Genomic DNA, 19239 nt, shown 5'->3' on the forward strand with positions numbered 1-19239 from the left:
AAGGCGGGTTTTCCCCGCCTTTTTCAATGAATGCGTCCCGATCAGGCCGCGAGGGCTGCCGCAACAGCCTCGATGGCTTCACCGGCCTTGGCGCCATCCGGGCCGCCAGCCTGCGCCATGTCCGGACGGCCACCGCCGCCCTTGCCGCCGAGAGCGGCTGACGCGGTGCGCACCAGATCAACCGCGCTGAAGCGCGACGTCAGATCTTCCGTGACGGCTGCGACCGCGCTTGCCTTGCCATCTTCAGAAACAGCAATCAACAGCACGACTCCGGAGCCAAGACCGCCCTTGGCTTCGTCAGCCAGACCCTTGAGATCCTTCGCATCGATGCCCGAAAGCGACTTGGCGAGGAACTTCACGCCACCGATTTCCTTCACATCGCCAGCCGAACCTTCCGCGGAGCCGCCACCCATGGCAAGCTTGCGGCGGGCTTCCGCCAGCTCACGCTCCAGCTTCTTGCGCTCATCCAGAAGGCCTTCGACACGCGACAGAACGTCCGCAGGCTGAACCTTGAGAGACGAAGCAAGCGCCTTCACGCGCTCATCCTGCTCCGCAAGATACGCCAGAGCGCCAGCCCCGGTCACGGCCTCGACACGGCGAACACCCGCACCGACCGCGCTTTCGCCCAGAACGCGCACCAGGCCAATCTGGCCGGTTGCCGAAACATGCGTGCCGCCGCAAAGCTCCACCGAATAAGGGCGGTTGGCCTTCGCGCCATGAATGCCGGTACCCATGGACACGACGCGGACCTCATCGCCATACTTTTCGCCGAACAAAGCCATCGCGCCCTCGGCAATCGCATCGTCAACACTCATCAGACGTGTAACGACCGGCGAGTTCTGAAGAATGATCTCGTTCGCCATGTCCTCAACGATCTTCAGTTCCTCAGCCGTCATCGGCTTCGGATGAGAGACGTCGAAGCGCAGACGCTCGGGCGCAACCAGCGAACCCTTCTGGGCAACGTGGGTGCCGAGAACTTCGCGCAGTGCCTCATGCAGAAGGTGGGTTGCAGAATGGTTTGCACGCAGGCGAGAACGGCGATCGTGATCAACCGTCAGCTGCACTGCGTCGCCGACCTTGAGGCCACCCTTGGAAACCGTGCCGACATGCACGAACAGACCCTCGCCCTTCTTCTGCGTATCGGAAACCGTGACAGCGCCGTTATCGGACGCGATAATGCCGGTATCGCCCATCTGGCCACCGGATTCACCGTAGAAAGGCGTCTGGTTGACGACGATCTGAACGCTTTCGCCTTCACCAGCAGCATCCACCGACTTGCCGTCCTTGACGATCGCCTGAACGACGCCTTCTGCCGTTTCGGTGTCGTAGCCGAGGAATTCGGTGGCGCCGTGCTTTTCCTTGAGTTCGAACCAGACGGTTTCGGTCGCCTTGTCGCCGGAGCCAGCCCAATGCGAGCGGGCTTCCGCCTTCTGGCGCTCCATGGCATCGGTAAAGCCGGCGATATCGACGCCGATTTCACGGGCGCGCAGGGCGTCCTGGGTCAGGTCGAGCGGGAAGCCATAGGTGTCGTAGAGCTTGAAGGCGGTCTCGCCGTCAAGCATACCACCCTTGGAAAGATCGGCCGTCGCATCGGAAAGCAGCGAGAGGCCGCGTTCCAGCGTCTTGCGGAACCGGGTTTCTTCCAGCTTCAGCGTCTCGGAAATCAGCGCTTCGGCGCGGACCAGCTCCGGATAGGCGCGGCCCATCTGCTGCACGAGCGCAGGCAACAGCTTCCAGATCAGCGGCTCACCCGAACCGAGCAGTTCCGCATGGCGCATGGCGCGGCGCATGATGCGGCGCAGAACGTAACCGCGACCTTCGTTCGACGGAAGAACACCATCGGCGATGAGGAAGGCGGACGAACGCAGGTGGTCAGCGATGACGCGGTGGCTGGCGCGCTTTTCGCCTTCCGCCGGAACACCAGTCGCCTCGACCGAAGCGGAAATCAGCGCACGGAACAGGTCGGTGTCATAGTTGTCATGCTTGCCCTGCAGCAGAGCGGAAATACGCTCCAGACCCATGCCGGTATCGATGGAGGGACGCGGCAGGTCGATACGTTCTTCCTTCGTCACCTGCTCGTACTGCATGAAGACGAGATTCCAGATTTCGATGAAACGGTCGCCATCCTCGTCCGGCGATCCGGGAGGCCCACCCCAGATGTGATCGCCGTGGTCGTAGAAGATTTCCGAACAGGGACCGCAGGGACCAGTATCGCCCATGGCCCAGAAATTGTCGCTGGTCGCTATGCGAATGATGCGATCATCGGAGAAACCGGCAATCTTCTTCCAGAGATTAAAGGCTTCGTCATCGGTGTGGTAGACCGTCACGAGAAGGCGGTTCTTGTCGATACCGAATTCGCCGGTGATCAGGTTCCAGGCGTGGCTGATAGCCTCTTCCTTGAAATAATCGCCGAAAGAGAAGTTGCCGAGCATCTCGAAGAAGGTGTGGTGACGCGCCGTGTAACCGACGTTGTCGAGGTCGTTATGCTTGCCGCCGGCACGAACGCACTTCTGCGAAGATGCAGCGGTCGAATAGGGACGGCTTTCAAGTCCGGTGAAGACGTTCTTGAACTGTACCATGCCCGCATTGGTGAACATCAGCGTGGGATCGTTGCGCGGCACCAGCGGACTGGATGGCACGATTTCGTGTCCATTCTTCTTGAAGTAGTCGAGAAACGTCGACCGAATTTCATTCACACCGCTCATGCCCACACACCGCTATAGCTGGAGTCCATCGTCGCCATCCATGGGGACGGCCATATTATAAAATCACTGGCTTTTATCGCCCGCTTTCCGCGCTGTCCAGCCGTTGAGCGGTGCCTTACGGCATCGAAGCGAAAAGTGTATCGGGTTTTCGGTCTATCCGAGGCTCGTGCCGCAGATAATGGAGGCATTTCCAACCGCCCAAAAAAACAGGGGCCACACGAAACATATCGCATGACCCCTGCTCTCAAAAGGAAATGAGAGGCCGAAATGATATCCGGCCGCCGTGCCTCATGCGTCCGGTTCTTCCCCGTCCGCATCCGCTTCAGGTCCGCCATTCTCAAGGAACCGATCCGCGATAAGGCCTGCGTTCTGACGCAGCGCCATCTCGATCTCGTTGGCAACCGCCGGATTGTCACGCAGGTAAGTCTTGGCGTTTTCGCGGCCCTGACCGAGACGCTGGCTGTTATAGGAGAACCAGGCGCCGGACTTTTCGACGATACCGGCTTTCACGCCGAGATCGACAAGCTCGCCGGTCTTGGACACGCCTTCGCCGTACATGATGTCGAATTCGACCTGCTTGAAGGGCGGCGCCATCTTGTTCTTGACGACCTTGACGCGGGTCTGGTTGCCGACGACCTCCTCGCGCTCCTTGACAGAGCCGATACGGCGGATGTCGAGACGAACAGATGCATAGAATTTCAGTGCGTTACCACCCGTCGTCGTTTCCGGCGAACCGAACATGACGCCGATCTTCATACGGATCTGGTTGATGAAGATCACCATGGTCTTCGACTTCGAAATGGAAGCCGTCAACTTGCGCAGCGCCTGGCTCATCAGACGCGCCTGAAGGCCCGGCAGGCTGTCGCCCATCTCACCTTCGATTTCCGCACGCGGCGTCAAAGCAGCAACGGAATCGACGACGAGAACGTCTACGGCACCGGAGCGCACCAGCGTATCGGTGATTTCAAGCGCCTGTTCGCCAGTATCCGGCTGCGAGATCAGAAGGTTTTGCAGATCGACGCCCAGCTTGCGGGCATAGACCGGATCGAGCGCATGCTCAGCGTCCACAAAGGCGCAGATGCCGCCCTTCTTCTGGGCTTCCGCGATGGTCTGCAACGCCAGCGTTGTCTTGCCCGAGCTTTCAGGCCCGTAAATTTCAATGATGCGCCCCTTCGGCAGACCGCCGATTCCGAGCGCGATATCCAGACTGAGCGAACCCGTCGAAACGGTTTCGACCTCAATCACATTTTCATTGGAACCGAGCTTCATGATCGATCCCTTGCCGAACGACCGTTCGATCTGGGAGAGCGCCGCTTCCAGTGCCTTGCTTTTATCCACCGATTTATCCTCTACGAGACGCAAAGAATTTTGTGCCATCTGAAACACCTTTAGGTTATTGAAGCCACGCAGGCAATGAAGCAGTATGGAAACGATATGTACCCTTTTTGTTCTCATCTTGCAAGATGACGTCAGCACATTGAAAACAAATAACGATAAGTCATTTGTTCTACCTTTGTTTTTCCGGAGGTTTCTCAGGTCGCGTTTCGGGGAAAATGATCCGGGAGACGATTTTTTCAGCCGAATCGGAGAAAGACTTCCGGTCTCCAGAGAAGGAAAGAAAAGTTGAAGAAAATACTGGTTCTGGGCGGCGCGCACATCGACAGGCGCGGCATGATCGAGGCGGAGACGACGCCCGGCGCAAGCAATCCCGGACACTGGATGGAAGAGGCGGGCGGCGGCGGCTTCAATGCGGCACGAAACCTGTCCCGCCTCGGCTTTGCGGTCCGTATCATCTCGCCGCGCGGTGGAGACGTGACCGGCGAGGCAGTGGCGGAAGCTGCGCGGCAGGCGGGTGTGAACGATACGCCCTTCGTTTTTCTCGATCGCCGCACGCCGAGCTACACCGCCATTCTGGAGCGAGACGGCAATCTGGTCATCGCCCTTGCCGACATGGACCTCTACAGGCTGTTCACCCCACGCCGCCTGCGCGTGCGCTCGGTGCGCGAAGCGATCCGCAACACCGACATCATCCTGTGCGACGCCAACCTGCCCGAAGACACGCTGACCGCAATCGGCCTTGCCGCCCGCGTCTGCGGCAAGATGCTCGCGGCCATCGCCATCTCGCCGGCCAAGGCGGTGAAGCTCAAACCCGCCTTCGCGGATATCGACATCCTGTTCATGAACGAGGCGGAAGCCCGCGCGCTGACCGGTGAAACGCCAGCGGATATTCGCGATTGGCCCGATATCCTCAGAAAGACTGGACTTCGCGGCGGCGTCGTCACCTGCGGCGCGAAGGAGGCCGTCGCCTTTGACCGGGATCATGTTGCCGTCCTCAAGCCTCCCCGCGTCGACGGCGTAAAGGACGTGACAGGCGCAGGCGATGCCATGGCATCCGGTTATCTATCCGCCATCGCCGAGGGTGCAACCCTTGGGGAAGCGCTGCGGTTTGGCGCAGCGGCTGCCGCCATCACCGTACAATCGCCCTTTGCCACCGCTCCGGACCTGTCAAAAGATGGCGTCGAGGCCATGTCGGGCCTTGTATCCGAAGCCGAAATACTGGCATGAACCCGCTTTTAAAGCATCAGGCCGAAACGTGTAATGGGTTTTGGGTCAATCCGATGCTCGAAAAGAGAGAGTAACGGAACCGATCCCGTTTTCTTTCCAACGCCCTAAAACCTGGAAGAGATCAACATGACCCGTCCAATCTCCCCGCTCCTTCCCATCGTCTATTCACAGGAAGTCGCTGCTGCCAAGCAACGCGGCGCGCCGATCGTGGCGCTCGAATCGACCATCATCACCCACGGCATGCCATACCCCGGCAATATCGAGATGGCTGAAAGCGTCGAGCAGCTCATCCGCGATCAGGGTGCCGTTCCGGCGACTATCGCCGTTATTCACGGTACGCTTCACATCGGGCTTGAGAAAGACCAGCTTGAAGCGCTTGCGAAAACAACAGATGCCATGAAGGTTTCGCGTGCCGATATCGCCTTTGCGATTGCCGAGCGACGCACCGGCGCAACCACGGTCGCCGCAACGATGATCGCCGCCGCTCGCGCCGGTATCAAGGTCTTTGCCACCGGCGGAATCGGCGGCGTGCACAAGGGTGCTGAGGAAAGCTTCGATATTTCCGCCGACCTGACCGAACTTGCGAAAACCGGCGTCATCGTTGTTTGCGCTGGCGCAAAGGCCATTCTCGACGTGCCGAAAACGCTGGAAGTTCTGGAAACCCAAGGCGTTCCGGTCGTGACGTTCGGTTCGGAAGAATTCCCGGCCTTCTGGTCGCGCTCTTCGGGTCTGAAAAGCCCGCTGTCGCTGAACAGCCCCGCAGCCATCGCGAACTTTCAGGCGACCCGCGAACAGCTGGGCATCGATGGCGGCATGCTGGTGGCAAATCCCGTTCCGGAAGAAGACGAAATCCCGGCCGAAGAGATGGAAATCTATATCAACCGCGCCATTTCCAACGCGGAACGCGAGGAAATTACCGGCAAGGAGGTCACGCCGTTCCTGCTGGGTGACATCTTCAAGATCACCGAAGGCCGCAGCCTCGTCACCAACATCGCGCTGGTGAAGAACAACGCCCGCCTCGCGGCTGAAATCGCCGTAGCGCTGAACTGAACTCCTCTCCGCAGTCATGCCCGGGCTCGACCCGGGCATCCCCCATAAGCAACGGCAATGGATCCTCGGCTCAAGGCCGAGGATAACGTCGAGATTGACGAACGACGACCAACCGAAAAGGCCCGGAAACATTTCGTTTCCGGGCCTTTTTCTGCTCTGGGGTCAGATCAGTTCTGCGCGACCGGCCTTACCAGCGGCGTAACGCGCCGAATGGTCACGCGACGGTTCTGCTGCTCGGCGCTGAGCGTCTGGACCTTCAGGAACCGTTCGCCATACCCCTGCGTCGCAAGGTTTTCCGGCGGGATGCCGTAAACATCGGTCAGCACGTTGGCGACGGAAGCCGCACGCTCGTCGGAAAGCACGAGGTTGCTTTCGTCCGAACCGACAGCATCCGTATGGCCTTCGATCAGGAAGGTTTCCGCCGGGTTCTTGTCCAGCGCCTTGTTGATCGCATCCGCCACCTTTCGCAGCGAACGGGCCTGCGCCATCGGAATTTCCGCACTGCCTGTCGCGAAGGTGATCGTATCGAGGTCGATACGACGCACCTTGTCACGGATACGGGCCGAATAGCGAACCTCATCCAGAGAATAGACACGCTCGACAGGCTCGACGGGCGGCTGTTCCAGGAAGCGATAATAATCGCGGTCCGGATCGCTGGACGTATCGATGATGTAATCGCGAACCGGAATGCGCAGGCGCATCGGCGGCAGATCGAGGCCCGGATCGCGGTAGACGTAATCGCGGTCGGGATCTTCCATCAGGTCCGGCGCGTAGAACAGCACATATTCGCGACCGCGGTCATCGATGCGCGAGCGCTGGATGACATCGCCGTAACGGTTGCGGATCGTCACCACCTGCGTTCCATCGCGACGCTCGACGGTTTCGCGAACACGGCCACCCGGCAGGCGTTCGTAATACGGCTCCCCGCCGTCGCGGATGAAGCGCTGGTTATCGTCACCACGCACCACGACACGATCACCGAATTGCAGGATGATCGGCGCATCGCGGTCACGGTCACGGCGACCGCCTTCGCGGGGCTGCCATTCCCGAACGCCATCCGGCCGCTCATATTGCGGGCGTTGATCGATGCGCTCACCCCGTTGCGAGGTGATTGCCTCCATGCGCACCGGCGGCGGCGGTGCGCCACCTTCAGGTCTGGCGGCGCGCTGCGCTTCGGCATCCGAAGTCGGAACCTTGTAATCGCCAGCCTGTTCGCGCTCGCGGCGGCGCTCCTCGCGGGCCTGGCGGTTGCCGGAACGCTCGACTTCCTTGTCGCTGTCGAGAACGGCGGCACCCTTGTCGACCGGCAGGATGACCGTATCGGCCGTCTTGGCCGGATCCTGAGCAATCGCCTTGGCCTTGTCGAGCTGCTCCTTGCTCATCGGCGGCGCTTCCGTCTGCGGTGTCGCCACCTGATCGGGAACAGTCTCACCCGCAGGCGCCTGTCCGGTCGTTGCACCATCCTGCGGCGCAGGCGTCTGCGCTTCGGGAGCCGGCGCTACAGGCCGGGCGTTGCCCTGACCTTCCGGCAGCGGCTGTTCCGAAGGCTGCTGGCCGGGTGCGGGATTTGGCTGGGCTTCCGGAGGACGCGGACGTGCAGGTGTCGGCGCTTCCGTCGGCACGGGTGCTTCCTTGGCTTCGGGCTCAGGAGCCGCTGGCTTTTCAGCCGGTTGCGCCTTCTGCTCCGGAACCTGTTCTTCTACAGGCGGCTTGCGGCGCTCCGCCGGTCTCTGTCGTGGCTCGGCATTTTCGGCGGCGGGCGCTGCAGGCTGTTCGGCGGCGGGCTCCTGTGCCCGTTCCTGTCTGCGTGGCCGCTGCTGTTCACCCTCGCCTTCGGGCTGCTGGGCGCGCTCGGGACGACGCGGACGTTCCTGCGGTTGCTGCCCTTCTGCAGGTGCCGCCTCCTGTGCCGGTTCACGGCGCGGGCGCTGTGGTCGCTGTTCGCCTTCACCATCCTGCTGCTGCGCACGTTCAGGACGGCGTGGGCGCTCCTGCTGCTGCTCAGCTGGCTGAGCCTCAGGCTGCGCTTCCCGCTGCCTCGGTTCAGGGCGCTGCTCTGCCTGCGGTTCCGGTGCGGGCTCGGCCTGACGCTGCTCCTGCTGTTGCGGCTGGGCTTCCTCAGCCTGCTGCCGCTTCTTGCGGATGATCTCTTCCGGGTTCTGCTCTTCGGCAGGCGCCTGCCCTTCCGCCTGCGCCAGAATGACTGGGCGGGCATTGACGGCCACACCCGAATGAGCATCGGCTCTTGCAACCCCGGCAAAACCGGCTGCCGCCGGCTCTACCGCGATTGCCAGCGACATCAGGGGAAAGACAACCCCGGTCAGCAGTTTGTTCTTGGTCAGCATAGGTGTTTCCTCATCTGCCTTCATTTTTAACGTCAGCTGTGCCGCGACGTTCTGGATCTGCTTGCCACGCAGGCGATTGACAACGCCATGGACGCGCTTCGGTTCCCATGATGGAGAAAGCCTTCTGTACCGGAAATGAACAGAACAAGGCGTTTTCGTGGAAGCACTGCGGCAGAAAAGGCGGCATAATTATTGCAGTTGCATTTTTTGACCAACCGGATGAATAATTGCCGGCGCGTTCGAGGCCGCAAACGAGATATCCCGTTCCGCCGCACCCGCGCGCAAAGGCGTCTGCAACTGAAGATAAAAAAACAGCCCGCAGATGAACGACCAAAAGAGAGGATCTAAATGCCTATTTCCACCCGTCTGCTCGCAGCCGCATCGATTGCCGCCATCTCGCTGTTTTCCGGCGCAGCACTGGCGCAGGACAAACTCGTCATCGGCACCGAAGGCGCTTACCCGCCCTTCAACAATCTTGAAGCCGACGGCACGCTGACCGGCTTCGACATCGACATCGCCAAAGCGCTGTGCGAGGAGATGAAGACCGAGTGCACCTTCGTGACCAACGACTGGGATGGCATCATCCCGGCCCTGCAGGCCAAGAAATTCGACGCCATCATCGCTTCGATGTCGATCACGCCCGAACGTCTCCAGAAGGTCGACTTCTCGAAGAAATACTACAACACCCCGCCGGCAATCGCCGTACCGAAGGATTCTGCCATCAAGTCCATCGAAGATCTGAAGGGCAAGTCGCTCGGTGCACAGGGATCCACCACGCACTCCAACTACGCTGAGAAGCATTTTCCGGACTCCGACCTGAAAATGTATCCGACTGCCGACGAGTACAAGCTCGACATCGCCAATGGCCGTATCGACGCCGTTATCGACGATATCGTCGTTCTCTCTGAGTGGCTGAAATCCGACGCAGGCACCTGCTGCAAGATCATGACGCCTCTGACGGTTGATCCTGAAATCAACGGCAACGGTGCAGGCATTGCCGTCCGCAAGGGTGAAACCGCTCTCGCCGACAAGTTCACGGCTGCCATTGCCGCGATCCGCGCCAACGGCAAATACCAGGAAATCAACAAAAAATACTTCGATTTCGACGTTTACGGCGAATAAGCCTCACGCGATGTGTTGAAATCTGATGGCGGAAGGCTTGCCCTTCCGCCATTTTTGTTTGAAAACGGGAGGATAACAATCACGGCGGCTTCAGACCGCAGGGGAAAATTGGCATGAGCGGAGCATTTTCCGCCATAGGTGTTTTCTGGACCTATGTCTCGACACTTCTCGACCCATTCTGCGGACCGGTCGGTATCTTTTCGCTTCTCGGAAACGGCACTCTCGTTGCATGTGGCGATGCTGGCTGGGGCGATGAAATTGCCTTCGGCGTCAAGGTTACGATTTCACTGGCGCTTGCCACCCTGCCGGTAGGCCTTGTCATCGGTTTCTTGATAGCACTTGCCGCACAGTCGGAAGAGAAGTCGCTACGTCTTGCAGCAGGCATCTACACCACGATTTTCCGCGGACTGCCCGAACTGCTGACGCTGTTCATCGTCTATTACGGCATCCAGATCCTGCTGCAGTCGCTTGCCGGCTATGTCGGCATCAGCGGCCCGGTCGAGATCAATGCCTTCATCGCCGGCATGATCGCGCTTTCCGTGGTCTTTTCGTCATACGCCTCGGAAGTTCTGCTGTCTGCCTTCAAGGCAATCCCAAAAGGCCAGTATGAGGCCGGGGCTGCGCTCGGCCTGTCACGGGGCCAGACCATGGTTCTCGTCATCATCCCGCAGCTTGTCAGGATCGCCCTGCCCGGCATGACCAACCTTTGGGTCATTCTGCTCAAGGATACCTCCTACGTGTCGATCATCGGCCTTGCCGATATCGTGCGCCAGACCGGCATTGCTGCCCGTGTCAGCAAGGAAGCCTTCTTCTTCTACGGCATCGCCTGCCTGCTTTATCTGACGCTCGCGCTGCTTTCCTCCTTCGGGATCGGCTTCATCGACCGCTGGTCGAAAAAGTCGGAGGTACGCCGATGAGCCATATTCAGGAACTCATTCCGCCGCGCCCCGCACCGCCAGCTGCCGAGAAGCCATTCAACCTGTCGCGCATCGTCGGCATCGCCGTTGTCGTCCTCTGGTTCCTGCTTGCCGTCGGCCTGATCCTCGCCATGATCGAAGGCTGGGACTGGGACAAGTTCCAACGCTACGGGCCACGCTACATCGACGGCCTCATCACGACCATCACGCTCGTCGGCAGCTCGGTCGTTCTCGGTGCGATCGTATCTGTGCCTATCGCCTTCGGCCGCTTGTCGGAAAACCGTGTCATCGGGGCAATCGCCTATGCCTATGTCTATGTTTTCCGCAGCACGCCTCTCTTGGCGCAGCTGTTCCTGATCTATTACGGCCTCGGCAGCTTCCGTCCGGAACTGGAAAGTGTCGGGTTGTGGTGGTTCTTCCGGGAAGCATGGTATTGCGGCCTGCTTTCGCTCACCCTCAACACGGCTGCCTACCAGGCAGAAATCCTGCGCGGTGCGATCCAGAGCGTACCGCGCGGCCAGCATGAAGGTGCAGACTCCCTCGGGCTTTCGAAATTCGTCACCTTCCGCAAGGTCATTCTTCCACAGGCGCTCATCGTGGCGTTGCGTCCCTACGGCAACGAAATCATCCTGATGATCAAGGGGTCCGCGGTTGTGTCCATCGTGACCGTCTTCGACCTGATGGGACAGACACGTTACGCCTTTTCGCGCACCTTCGACTATCAGACCTATCTCTGGGCCGCGATCTTCTATCTGGCGATCGTGGAAACGCTGCGCCACATCTGGGCATGGCTGGAAGCACGTCTGACACGCCACCTGAAACGCTAGGAAAGACGTTGGCAGCACTCACTGAGAAACGCTGCTAACATTATGAAAAATATAAATAATTTTTGATAGACCCTGCCATTGGTAAGGTTGGGTTAACCATGTCATGCTCCCATATCCGATACAGCGCGAATGCTGCAAATCGGCAATAACAAGAATGGGAACAGCTTTCATGAACAAAGACATGGAAATGATGCTGAAAGGCTATGGGATGACCACCGCCCAGATCCTCTATCGCATGCCGGATCATCCGCTGGTTCTCCAGAGCTACGTCTGGCAGCATTATGATCTGGCACCGGATTTCCCCGAAATGCGCGGCTTCCTGAGGTTCTGGCAGGAAAAGCTCGACGGCCCACTTCATTCGGTCCGCTACGTGCATCGCCAGCTCATTTCAGCGCAGGAATGGCGCGCGCTCAAAGGCGAGTTCATCATTCACTGAAGCGAGGCGCGCAAAAGTTTTGCGGTAACGACATGCGGCACGACGAACAACAAAGCGCGGGCCGCGCAACTCAAAGCGTGTCGCGTGCGGCACATTCATATTGCGCCCGCCACCGTTGCGGCTTACAGCAAACGTAAACCGAATACGTTGATGGATGCCGCACGATGACCAAGAACCAGAAAATTGACGAAGAGGCACTTGCCGAAGCCTACAATCGCGCCCTTGCGCTCGAAAAGGCCGGCGACGTGGACGCCGCCGTCAAGGCCTATGAAGAGGTTCTGGCAATCGACCCCGAGGATCACGGCGGCGCAGCAGTTCGCATCGCCGCCATGGGCCGTGGAGACGTTCCGCCAAAAGCGCCCGACGCCTATGTCGAAACGCTTTTCGACCAGCACGCGGAGGCTTTCGAGGATATTCTCGTCGAGCAACTCGGTTACGCCGTACCGATGATGGTGCGTCAGCGGCTCCAGACCCTCGAACTCGGCCCATTCAAGCGCCTTCTCGATCTGGGCTGCGGCACCGGCCTCACCGGCGAGGCGCTGCGCGACATGGCGGACGACATCACCGGGATCGACATTTCCGAGAACATGGTCGAGATCGCCCATGAAAAGGATGTCTACGAAACGCTCTATGTTGCGGAAGTTGAAGACTTCCTTGAAGACAACGACGACGAACCTTTCGACCTCATCACCGCCACTGATGTGCTGCCCTATCTTGGCGCACTCGAGCCGCTTTTCTTCGGCGCAGCCGAAAACATGACGCCGGGTGGCATCCTGGTATTTTCGTCCGAAACGCTCCCCGAAGCTGACCTCGCCGGCCGTCCCTATATGGTCGGCCCGAACCAGCGTTTTGCCCATGCCGAGAGCTACGTTCGCGAGAGACTGACGGCCACCGGCTTCGAGGTTGTCGAAGTAACCGACATCAACGTCCGCATGCAGGATGGAAACCCGACACCCGGCCATCTGGTCGTGGCAAAACTCAAGGGTTGAGAACAAAAAAAGCGCTCCCGAAACGGGAGCGCCACACCGGAATCGATATCTCAGCAAAACATCACAGCCCGCTGAATAGATTCCGCTTTTGTTAACGCCACATCAACTAGCCTTCGGACGCCAGACGATATCGGCGACATTCAGCTTCTTCGGCACGATCCTCAGATCGTAAAATTCATCGGCAAGCGCCTGCTGATAGGCAACCGCCTCATCCGGCACAGTTGAAACGCGGCCAAGGTCGGCACCCGGACGGGTCAGCGATACCTTGGTGACGTCTTCGGGTACGCCGGTAATGGCCGAAAGCGATTTCGCGGTCGCGCCGATATCGGCCTGCGCCTTGGCACCGACACTCGCCAGCTCCTTCAGAAGGGCCGGGATCAGATCCGGGTTCTGCTCCACGAAATCACCATTCGCGAGGAAATAACTCCACGGATCGACAATCCCTTCCGCTGTGGAAAGAACACGCGTCGTCGGCTCTTTTTCGGCAACGGCAAAATAGGGATCCCAGATTGACCACGCATCAATGCTGCCCGAGCGGAAAGCCGCTGCCGCATCCGGTGGAGCGAGATCGGCAGGCGTTATGTCAGCGAGTGTCAGCCCCGCCTTTCTGAGAGCCTTGACGGTGACGTTATGGGCGCTGGAGCCGCGCTTGAAGGCCACTTTCTTGCCCTTCAGGTCTTCCAGCGTCTTGATGGGCGAATCCTTCTGCACGAGGATGGCCGAGCCCCCGGCGGCCGCCTTGTAGGTGCCGACATACCGCAGGTTTCCGCCTGCCGCCTGCGCGAAGAGTGGCGGCACATCACCGGTCGGACCGATATCCAGCGCACCTGCGCCAAGCGCCTCCAGAAGCGGCGGCCCCGAGGAGAACTCGGACCATTTCACCTCGATACCCCGATCCTTCAGCAGCGCCTCCAGCGCGCCCTGGCTTTTCGCCAGTGCAATTACACCGTTTTTCTGCCAGCCGATCCTGAGCGTCGTTGTTGCCGCTGCCGCCCGCCTCACGTGAGGCATGAAGACCGCGCCGGTTGCACCTGCAATCAATCCCAATGTTCCGCGTCGTGTCAGCATAACGGATATCCTTCACAGTTAGAGCCATCACTGCTCAAAAGCGTAGATATTCGGGTGATTTTATCAAATTAGTGCTTTGCGCGGACGGCGCCCACAGAGAATTGAATGTGCGAATTTTGCAAAGTCGGAAGAATGGCGTTTCCTGTCTTTCACCACCTTGTTTTCCGCAGGCTGCGTTTGGAGCCGATTCACTCTCAAAAAAGTGGCCGGAACAAAAAATGCCCTCCCCGGAAAACCGGAAAGGGCATCGTAATTCGGCACTGATCCGCTCGTATCGGGATTTACTCTTCGCCGGACTTGGGATTGTCAAGAAGCATGTAGTCTAGCGGCAGTTCCGTTGTGTACTTGATCTGCTCCATGGCGAAGGCCGAGGAAACGTCACGGATTTCGATCTTGGCGATCATGCGCTTGTAGAACGCATCATAGGCACCGATGTCTGGCACGACGACACGCAGCAGATAGTCCACATCACCGCTCATGCGGTAGAACTCCACAACTTCTGGAAACTCGGAAACCACCTCGGAAAAGCGCTTCAGCCATTCGATGGAGTGGGACGCGGTACGGATGGAAACGAAAACGGTGACCTTGGTATTAACCTTGGCAGGGTCAAGCAGTGCCACACGACGTCGAATGACGCCGTCCTCTTCCATCTTCTGGATGCGCCGCCAACAGGGCGTCGTAGAAAGGCCGACCTTCTTCGCCAGATCGGCGACAGCCAACGTGGAATCTTCTTGCAAAATGCGCAAAATCTTACGGTCAAGGCGATCCAATGCGTCAATCCTCCTGAATTAATTTCCTTTCAATACACGATTTCAGAGATAAAAACAGAAAATTGTTTCACTCAATCAGGATTTTCACATTCCGTCGCAGAACCGGCAACAATTCCTGTTCGAACCAGGGATTCTTCTTCAACCAGCCCGTATTGCGCCAGCTTGGGTGCGGTAGAGCGAGGACGCTCGGACCGTCATTGGCGTGATAGTAAGTTCGCCAGGAACGAACGGTCTCCGTCATGGTCTTCATGCGTCGCGGTCCCAGATGCCAGCCTTGAGCATATTGGCCGACGGCCAGAACAAGCTCTATTTGCGGCATCGCGGCCATGACCTCGTTTCGCCATTGCAGCGCGCATTCGCGCCGTGGTGGCAGATCGCTTCCCTTGTCGTCATACCCCGGAAAACAGAACCCCATCGGCACGATGGCGAAATGCTGAGGATTGTAGAACGTCTCACGATCCACATTCAGCCATTGCCGCAGGCGATCACCCGATGCATCGTTGAACGGCAGTCCGCTTTCATGCACCCGCAGTCCCGGCGCCTGCCCTGCGATCAGAATACGCGCTGTCGCCGATATCACAGCAACCGGCCTCGGCTCATGCGGCAGGAGATCCGCCTCGCCTTTCATCGGGTTGTCGCGACAGATGCGACACGCGGCAATGCGACTGCGCAGATGCGTCAGCGTTTGCCTGTCGGGACAACCGGAAAACGCACCTTCAGCCATTTGTCCATCCAAGAAGATGCCGGATGATCGTCAGCATTCCGGCAGCAGGCGTATCGAGTTCGGCAGCGCGATGGTCGCGCCGCCAGTCCGCGGGCCTCTGAAAATCACCGGACCATATCCCCGCCCGCTCGTCCTGCGCCTTCCTCTGTTCGTCGGAAAACTGGAAGTACCCGGTCGCAACGGCATAACCAGCTTCCACCATCGCGGACGACACATCCCGGCCATCTGACGTACAGTAGACGAGAAGCCGCTCGTAGCGATCACGCGATCCGCCGGAACAACGCACCGTGGCGCCGTCGATGAGACTTTGCATGAAACGGCGCGCCTCGACGCCGCACGACCACACCTTTCCATCCCTTTCGCAGGATTGACGCAGTTCCGGCGCATCGATACCGAGCAAGCGGAAGCGTTCGCCACCACGCGACAACGTATCGCCATCGATTGCGAAAAAACGGCCGGAGTATGTCTCGCTGTTGATCTGATCGAGCCGCGCGGCAATCAGGATGCCGAGGATCATGGCCAGCAGGAAAAGTCCGCCGTCCCGGATAAGAGAGAAGCCTTTGCCTCCATTTCGTCTCATATAACAACAAACCCTTGTCAGAAATGGCAAACAAATCCTTTCACGGCAGCATCTTCTTAAGATTTTCCTCTTAGGCTGCAAGCGTTCATGTCACTTGCGTAGTCACAATGAGTAGAAGCGTCAGCACGTCCACCGACAAGATCATCGTCGACCGGTCGAAGAAGCACCGCAACAAGGCGGTGTTCGACACCGTGAAGGCGACGCGTGAGCGCCTGCAACAGGGCGCAGCGCCGGCCGACGCCTATGAGCGTGAAATGCTGACCATGCACGTCGCCGAGACCCTTCAGGGCGCGACGATCATGCCGCTGTTCATCGTGCTGGCCTCGATCATAGGCGTCTACATCACCCGCGACATCGGCCTCATCGCCTGGTCGCTTCTGGCGCTCAGCGCCCATGCCGTATCGCTGATACTGGTGAAAAGAGCGTCCCGGCAGGAAATCACCACGGAAAATCTGCCTCGCTGGCGCAACCTTTTCCTCGGCTCGCAGATCGTCATCGGCTGCGTATGGGCGATGTTCTCCCTCGTCGAACCGGAATCGAGCGATCCGAGCCTCATGCTGTTCTACAAGGGATCGACCCTGCTGATCGCGCTTTCGCTCACGGCAATGGTCGGCTTCATGTTGCGCCGCGCAACCTTCATGACCTTCCTGCCTGTCCTGGCCGCGCTGTCGGTAACGGCGGCAATATCGCGCAATCCGTTCGATCTCGGCCTCGCACTGATGTTCGGCATGGCCATCCTGTTTTGCCACCGCATCACCAGCAGACTCTACAAATCGAGCGTCAAGCTGCTCTCCTTCCAGACGGAAAAGGACGATCTGATAGCCGAACTGGAAGTGGCCAATTCGGTTTCCGACGAAGCCCGTCGCCGCGCCGAAGAGGCCAATCTCGCCAAGTCGCGTTTTCTTGCATCCATGTCGCATGAACTGCGCACGCCACTGAACGCCATCCTCGGCTTCTCGGAGGTCATGGCGTCGGAAGTGCTCGGTCCGCTCAACAACCCGCTCTATAAGGAATATTCCGGCGATATTCATCGCTCCGGTCAGCACCTGCTGAACCTCATCAACGAAATCCTAGACCTGTCGCGGATCGAAGCGGGCCGTTACGACCTCAACGAGGAATCAGTTTCGCTGCTCGAAATCGCCGAGGATTGCATCGGTATGATCCAGCTGCGCGCCCGTACCAAGAACATCAAGATTGCGCAGCAGTTCGAAAACAGCATGCCACAGGTGTGGGTCGACGAAAAATCGATACGGCAGGTGGTGCTGAATCTCTTGTCCAACGCCGTGAAATTCACGCCGCAGGGCGGCGAGATTCTCGTCAAGGCGGGCTGGACGGCGGGCGGCGGGCAATATGTCTCGATCAGGGATAACGGCCCCGGGATTCCCGAGGATGAAATCCCGGTCGTGCTCTCCGCCTTCGGCCAGGGATCGATCGCGATCAAGAGCGCCGAACAGGGTACCGGTCTCGGCCTACCGATCGTTCAGGCGATCCTGGCCAAGCACGATGGCCAGTTCATCCTGAAATCGAAACTGCGCGAAGGAACGGAAGGCATTGCCATCCTGCCGGCAAAACGCGTGCTGCAGAGCCTGCCCGCAGTCGAGGAAACCCATGCGGTTCAGCCGCGCAGGCGCTCGTTCGCGTAAATAGTAAGATTAGAAGAACAGCGAAACCGTCAGCGAATAGAGCATGAAAAGCCCGTTCGCGACCAGAAGGCAGAACACCGCGAAGGAGCCGAGATCCTTCGCATGCCGCCCGACGGACGAGCGCTCGGGAGAAATACGGTCGATGACCTCTTCGATGGCCGTATTCAGTGCTTCCACGGCAAATAGCAGAAGCATCAGAAGAGCGAAAACGAGGTAGTGGACCAACGGTGCTCCGACAAGCGCAAGCAGCACCAGACCCGCGCCGAACGCAAGAACCTCATGCCGGAAGGCCGCTTCCTGCCACAGGCGCTGAAGGCCCTGCGCCGAGTAACGGGCGGCTGCAAACAGATGCCGCAAGCCTTTTTCCTTGCGGAAAACCGGCCCCTGCTCCGGCGGTTGCGACATCGCGTCCATGCTCATCCTCAGTGGTTGACGCGGGTATCGACGCCCGCAGCCTCGAAGGTTGCCATGCCGGAGTGGCAGGCGGCGGCGGACTTAACGATGCCTGCAGCAAGGGCTGCCCCCGTTCCTTCGCCAAGCCGCATGCCAAGCGCCAGAAGCGGCGTCTTACCCAGTTTTTCGATGGCGGCGAGATGACCCGGCTCGCCCGAAACATGGCCGATCAGGCAATGATCAAGGGCGGACGGATTGGCAGCCTTGAGAAGAGCGGCAGCCGCCGTTGCGACGTAACCGTCGATCAGCACGGGAATGCGCTGCACGCGCGCGGCAAGGATCGCACCGGCAATCGCCGCAATCTCGCGACCACCGAGGCGGCGCATGATTTCGAGCGGATCGGAAAGATGATCCTTGTGGAATTCGACAGCGGCCTTCACAGCGGCAATCTTGCGGGCCAGCACGTCACCTTCGGAACCCGTGCCGGGGCCGGTCCACTCTTCCGCCGTGCCGCCGTAAAGCGCCAGATTGATGGCGGCCGCGACCGTTGTGTTGCCAATACCCATTTCACCGACGCAGAGCAGATCCGTACCACCTGCGATCGCTTCCATGCCGAAAGCCATGGTCGCAGCGCAGTCACGCTCGGAAAGTGCTGCCTCGCAGGTAATGTCGCCGGTCGGATAATCGAGCGCGAGGTCGAAGATCTTCAGCCCGAGATCGTTGGTGACACAGATCTGGTTGATCGCCGCGCCACCCGCTGCAAAGTTTTCCACCATCTGCTGCGTAACGGAGGTCGGATAAGGCGAGATGCCGTGGCGCGTGACGCCATGGTTGCCAGCGAAGATCGCGACGAGCGGACGGGTGACTGCCGGGGCGCGACCGGACCAGGCGGCCAGCCACATGGCGATTTCTTCCAGACGGCCGAGAGAGCCCGCAGGCTTCGTCAGCTGCGCGTTGCGCTCCTTGGCAGCGACCAGCGCATGCGTATCGGGTCCAGGAAGCTCGCGCAGCAGCGCGCGGAAATCATCGAAGGGCATTCCGCTCATGCTCATGATATCGGTCTCTTTCGTGCATCGTGCTCGTGCGCCAGAGAACTTGTGTTTTC

Annotated in this window: 17 protein-coding genes; 8 read left to right on the forward strand and 9 right to left on the reverse strand. The window is 59.4% G+C overall.

Annotated features, from left to right (window positions below; all coding sequences use genetic code 11):
* Positions 1 to 41: 41 nt before the first annotated feature.
* Both alaS and recA read right to left on the reverse strand, forming a co-directional pair.
* Positions 42 to 2705 carry an alanine--tRNA ligase gene (alaS, locus tag N7578_RS17690; RefSeq protein ID WP_311111563.1) on the reverse strand — a complete coding sequence of 888 codons (2664 nt, stop codon included), beginning with the start codon at positions 2703 to 2705 and terminating at the stop codon, positions 42 to 44.
* Between the two features lie 288 nt (positions 2706 to 2993).
* Positions 2994 to 4082, reverse strand: a complete 1089-nt coding sequence (gene recA, locus N7578_RS17695; protein ID WP_311111564.1) for a recombinase RecA — start codon at positions 4080 to 4082, stop codon at positions 2994 to 2996.
* A gap of 246 nt (positions 4083 to 4328) precedes the next feature.
* On the opposite strand from recA, the gene N7578_RS17700 reads away from it, so the two are divergent.
* A complete protein-coding gene (locus N7578_RS17700) occupies positions 4329 to 5270 on the forward strand; it encodes a carbohydrate kinase family protein (protein WP_311111565.1) in 942 nt (313 codons plus the stop codon).
* Between the two features lie 126 nt (positions 5271 to 5396).
* The gene (locus N7578_RS17705; protein WP_311111566.1) at positions 5397 to 6320 is read left to right on the forward strand and encodes a pseudouridine-5'-phosphate glycosidase; all 924 of its coding nucleotides are present in this window, start codon (positions 5397 to 5399) and stop codon (positions 6318 to 6320) included.
* A 167-nt stretch (positions 6321 to 6487) separates the two neighbouring features.
* Here the strand turns inward: N7578_RS17705 and N7578_RS17710 are convergent, their stop codons facing one another.
* Positions 6488 to 8665, reverse strand: coding sequence for an OmpA family protein (locus N7578_RS17710; RefSeq protein WP_311111567.1), 2178 nt, complete (start codon positions 8663 to 8665; stop codon positions 6488 to 6490).
* Positions 8666 to 9013: 348 nt separating this feature from the next.
* Between N7578_RS17710 and N7578_RS17715 the strand changes: the two genes are divergently transcribed.
* The 5 genes from N7578_RS17715 (at position 9014) to N7578_RS17735 (ending at position 12956) form a co-directional block, all read left to right on the forward strand.
* Complete coding sequence (locus tag N7578_RS17715) at positions 9014 to 9787, forward strand: ABC transporter substrate-binding protein (protein WP_311111568.1); 774 nt, start codon at positions 9014 to 9016, stop codon at positions 9785 to 9787.
* Between the two features lie 113 nt (positions 9788 to 9900).
* Positions 9901 to 10704 (forward strand): ABC transporter permease, encoded by an 804-nt coding sequence (locus N7578_RS17720; protein ID WP_311111569.1) that lies wholly within the window; start codon positions 9901 to 9903, stop codon positions 10702 to 10704.
* Positions 10701 to 11531 (forward strand): ABC transporter permease, encoded by an 831-nt coding sequence (locus N7578_RS17725; protein WP_311111570.1) that lies wholly within the window; start codon positions 10701 to 10703, stop codon positions 11529 to 11531. The genes N7578_RS17720 and N7578_RS17725 overlap by 4 nt, the downstream gene beginning before the upstream one ends.
* 169 nt (positions 11532 to 11700) lie before the next feature.
* Positions 11701 to 11967 carry an usg protein gene (locus N7578_RS17730; protein ID WP_311111571.1) on the forward strand — a complete coding sequence of 89 codons (267 nt, stop codon included), beginning with the start codon at positions 11701 to 11703 and terminating at the stop codon, positions 11965 to 11967.
* A 164-nt stretch (positions 11968 to 12131) separates the two neighbouring features.
* Positions 12132 to 12956 carry a class I SAM-dependent methyltransferase gene (locus N7578_RS17735; protein ID WP_311111572.1) on the forward strand — a complete coding sequence of 275 codons (825 nt, stop codon included), beginning with the start codon at positions 12132 to 12134 and terminating at the stop codon, positions 12954 to 12956.
* A gap of 102 nt (positions 12957 to 13058) precedes the next feature.
* On the opposite strand, the gene N7578_RS17740 is transcribed toward N7578_RS17735, so the two are convergent.
* The 4 genes from N7578_RS17740 to N7578_RS17755 all read right to left on the reverse strand — a co-directional run bounded on the left by N7578_RS17740 (position 13059) and on the right by N7578_RS17755 (position 16098).
* Complete coding sequence (locus N7578_RS17740) at positions 13059 to 14024, reverse strand: aliphatic sulfonate ABC transporter substrate-binding protein (protein ID WP_311111573.1); 966 nt, start codon at positions 14022 to 14024, stop codon at positions 13059 to 13061.
* Between the two features lie 281 nt (positions 14025 to 14305).
* Positions 14306 to 14794 (reverse strand): Lrp/AsnC family transcriptional regulator, encoded by a 489-nt coding sequence (locus N7578_RS17745; protein ID WP_311111574.1) that lies wholly within the window; start codon positions 14792 to 14794, stop codon positions 14306 to 14308.
* A gap of 67 nt (positions 14795 to 14861) precedes the next feature.
* Positions 14862 to 15518, reverse strand: coding sequence for a uracil-DNA glycosylase family protein (locus N7578_RS17750; RefSeq protein WP_311111575.1), 657 nt, complete (start codon positions 15516 to 15518; stop codon positions 14862 to 14864).
* Positions 15511 to 16098 (reverse strand): thermonuclease family protein, encoded by a 588-nt coding sequence (locus tag N7578_RS17755; RefSeq protein ID WP_311111576.1) that lies wholly within the window; start codon positions 16096 to 16098, stop codon positions 15511 to 15513. The genes N7578_RS17750 and N7578_RS17755 overlap by 8 nt, the downstream gene beginning before the upstream one ends.
* Before the next feature lie 107 nt (positions 16099 to 16205).
* Between N7578_RS17755 and N7578_RS17760 the strand changes: the two genes are divergently transcribed.
* Positions 16206 to 17741, forward strand: a complete 1536-nt coding sequence (locus N7578_RS17760) for a HAMP domain-containing sensor histidine kinase (RefSeq protein WP_311111577.1) — start codon at positions 16206 to 16208, stop codon at positions 17739 to 17741.
* A 9-nt stretch (positions 17742 to 17750) separates the two neighbouring features.
* Here N7578_RS17760 and N7578_RS17765 read toward each other — a convergent pair whose 3' ends face one another.
* Together N7578_RS17765 and cobT are read right to left on the reverse strand one after the other, a co-directional pair.
* Positions 17751 to 18155 (reverse strand): diacylglycerol kinase, encoded by a 405-nt coding sequence (locus N7578_RS17765; protein ID WP_311111578.1) that lies wholly within the window; start codon positions 18153 to 18155, stop codon positions 17751 to 17753.
* A gap of 8 nt (positions 18156 to 18163) precedes the next feature.
* Positions 18164 to 19186, reverse strand: coding sequence for a nicotinate-nucleotide--dimethylbenzimidazole phosphoribosyltransferase (gene cobT / locus N7578_RS17770; protein WP_311111579.1), 1023 nt, complete (start codon positions 19184 to 19186; stop codon positions 18164 to 18166).
* Positions 19187 to 19239: the final 53 nt, after the last annotated feature.

The organism is Agrobacterium tumefaciens, assembly GCF_031801495.1.
In the GTDB taxonomy this organism is placed as follows: domain Bacteria; phylum Pseudomonadota; class Alphaproteobacteria; order Rhizobiales; family Rhizobiaceae; genus Agrobacterium; species Agrobacterium tumefaciens_K.

Bases quoted from the DNA above. Each gene is read 5' to 3' on its own strand.
- cobT (WP_311111579.1), bottom strand. From the start codon at position 19,186: ATGAGCATGAGCGGAATGCCCTTCGATGATTTCCGCGCGCTGCTGCGC.
- recA (WP_311111564.1), bottom strand. From the start codon at position 4,082: ATGGCACAAAATTCTTTGCGTCTCGTAGAGGATAAATCGGTGGATAAA.
- N7578_RS17755 (WP_311111576.1), bottom strand. From the start codon at position 16,098: ATGAGACGAAATGGAGGCAAAGGCTTCTCTCTTATCCGGGACGGCGGA.
- N7578_RS17725 (WP_311111570.1), top strand. From the start codon at position 10,701: ATGAGCCATATTCAGGAACTCATTCCGCCGCGCCCCGCACCGCCAGCT.
- N7578_RS17705 (WP_311111566.1), top strand. From the start codon at position 5,397: ATGACCCGTCCAATCTCCCCGCTCCTTCCCATCGTCTATTCACAGGAA.
- N7578_RS17720 (WP_311111569.1), top strand. From the start codon at position 9,901: ATGAGCGGAGCATTTTCCGCCATAGGTGTTTTCTGGACCTATGTCTCG.
- N7578_RS17765 (WP_311111578.1), bottom strand. From the start codon at position 18,155: ATGGACGCGATGTCGCAACCGCCGGAGCAGGGGCCGGTTTTCCGCAAG.
- N7578_RS17760 (WP_311111577.1), top strand. From the start codon at position 16,206: ATGAGTAGAAGCGTCAGCACGTCCACCGACAAGATCATCGTCGACCGG.
- N7578_RS17710 (WP_311111567.1), bottom strand. From the start codon at position 8,665: ATGCTGACCAAGAACAAACTGCTGACCGGGGTTGTCTTTCCCCTGATG.
- N7578_RS17750 (WP_311111575.1), bottom strand. From the start codon at position 15,518: ATGGCTGAAGGTGCGTTTTCCGGTTGTCCCGACAGGCAAACGCTGACG.
- alaS (WP_311111563.1), bottom strand. From the start codon at position 2,705: ATGAGCGGTGTGAATGAAATTCGGTCGACGTTTCTCGACTACTTCAAG.
- N7578_RS17715 (WP_311111568.1), top strand. From the start codon at position 9,014: ATGCCTATTTCCACCCGTCTGCTCGCAGCCGCATCGATTGCCGCCATC.
- N7578_RS17735 (WP_311111572.1), top strand. From the start codon at position 12,132: ATGACCAAGAACCAGAAAATTGACGAAGAGGCACTTGCCGAAGCCTAC.
- N7578_RS17740 (WP_311111573.1), bottom strand. From the start codon at position 14,024: ATGCTGACACGACGCGGAACATTGGGATTGATTGCAGGTGCAACCGGC.
- N7578_RS17730 (WP_311111571.1), top strand. From the start codon at position 11,701: ATGAACAAAGACATGGAAATGATGCTGAAAGGCTATGGGATGACCACC.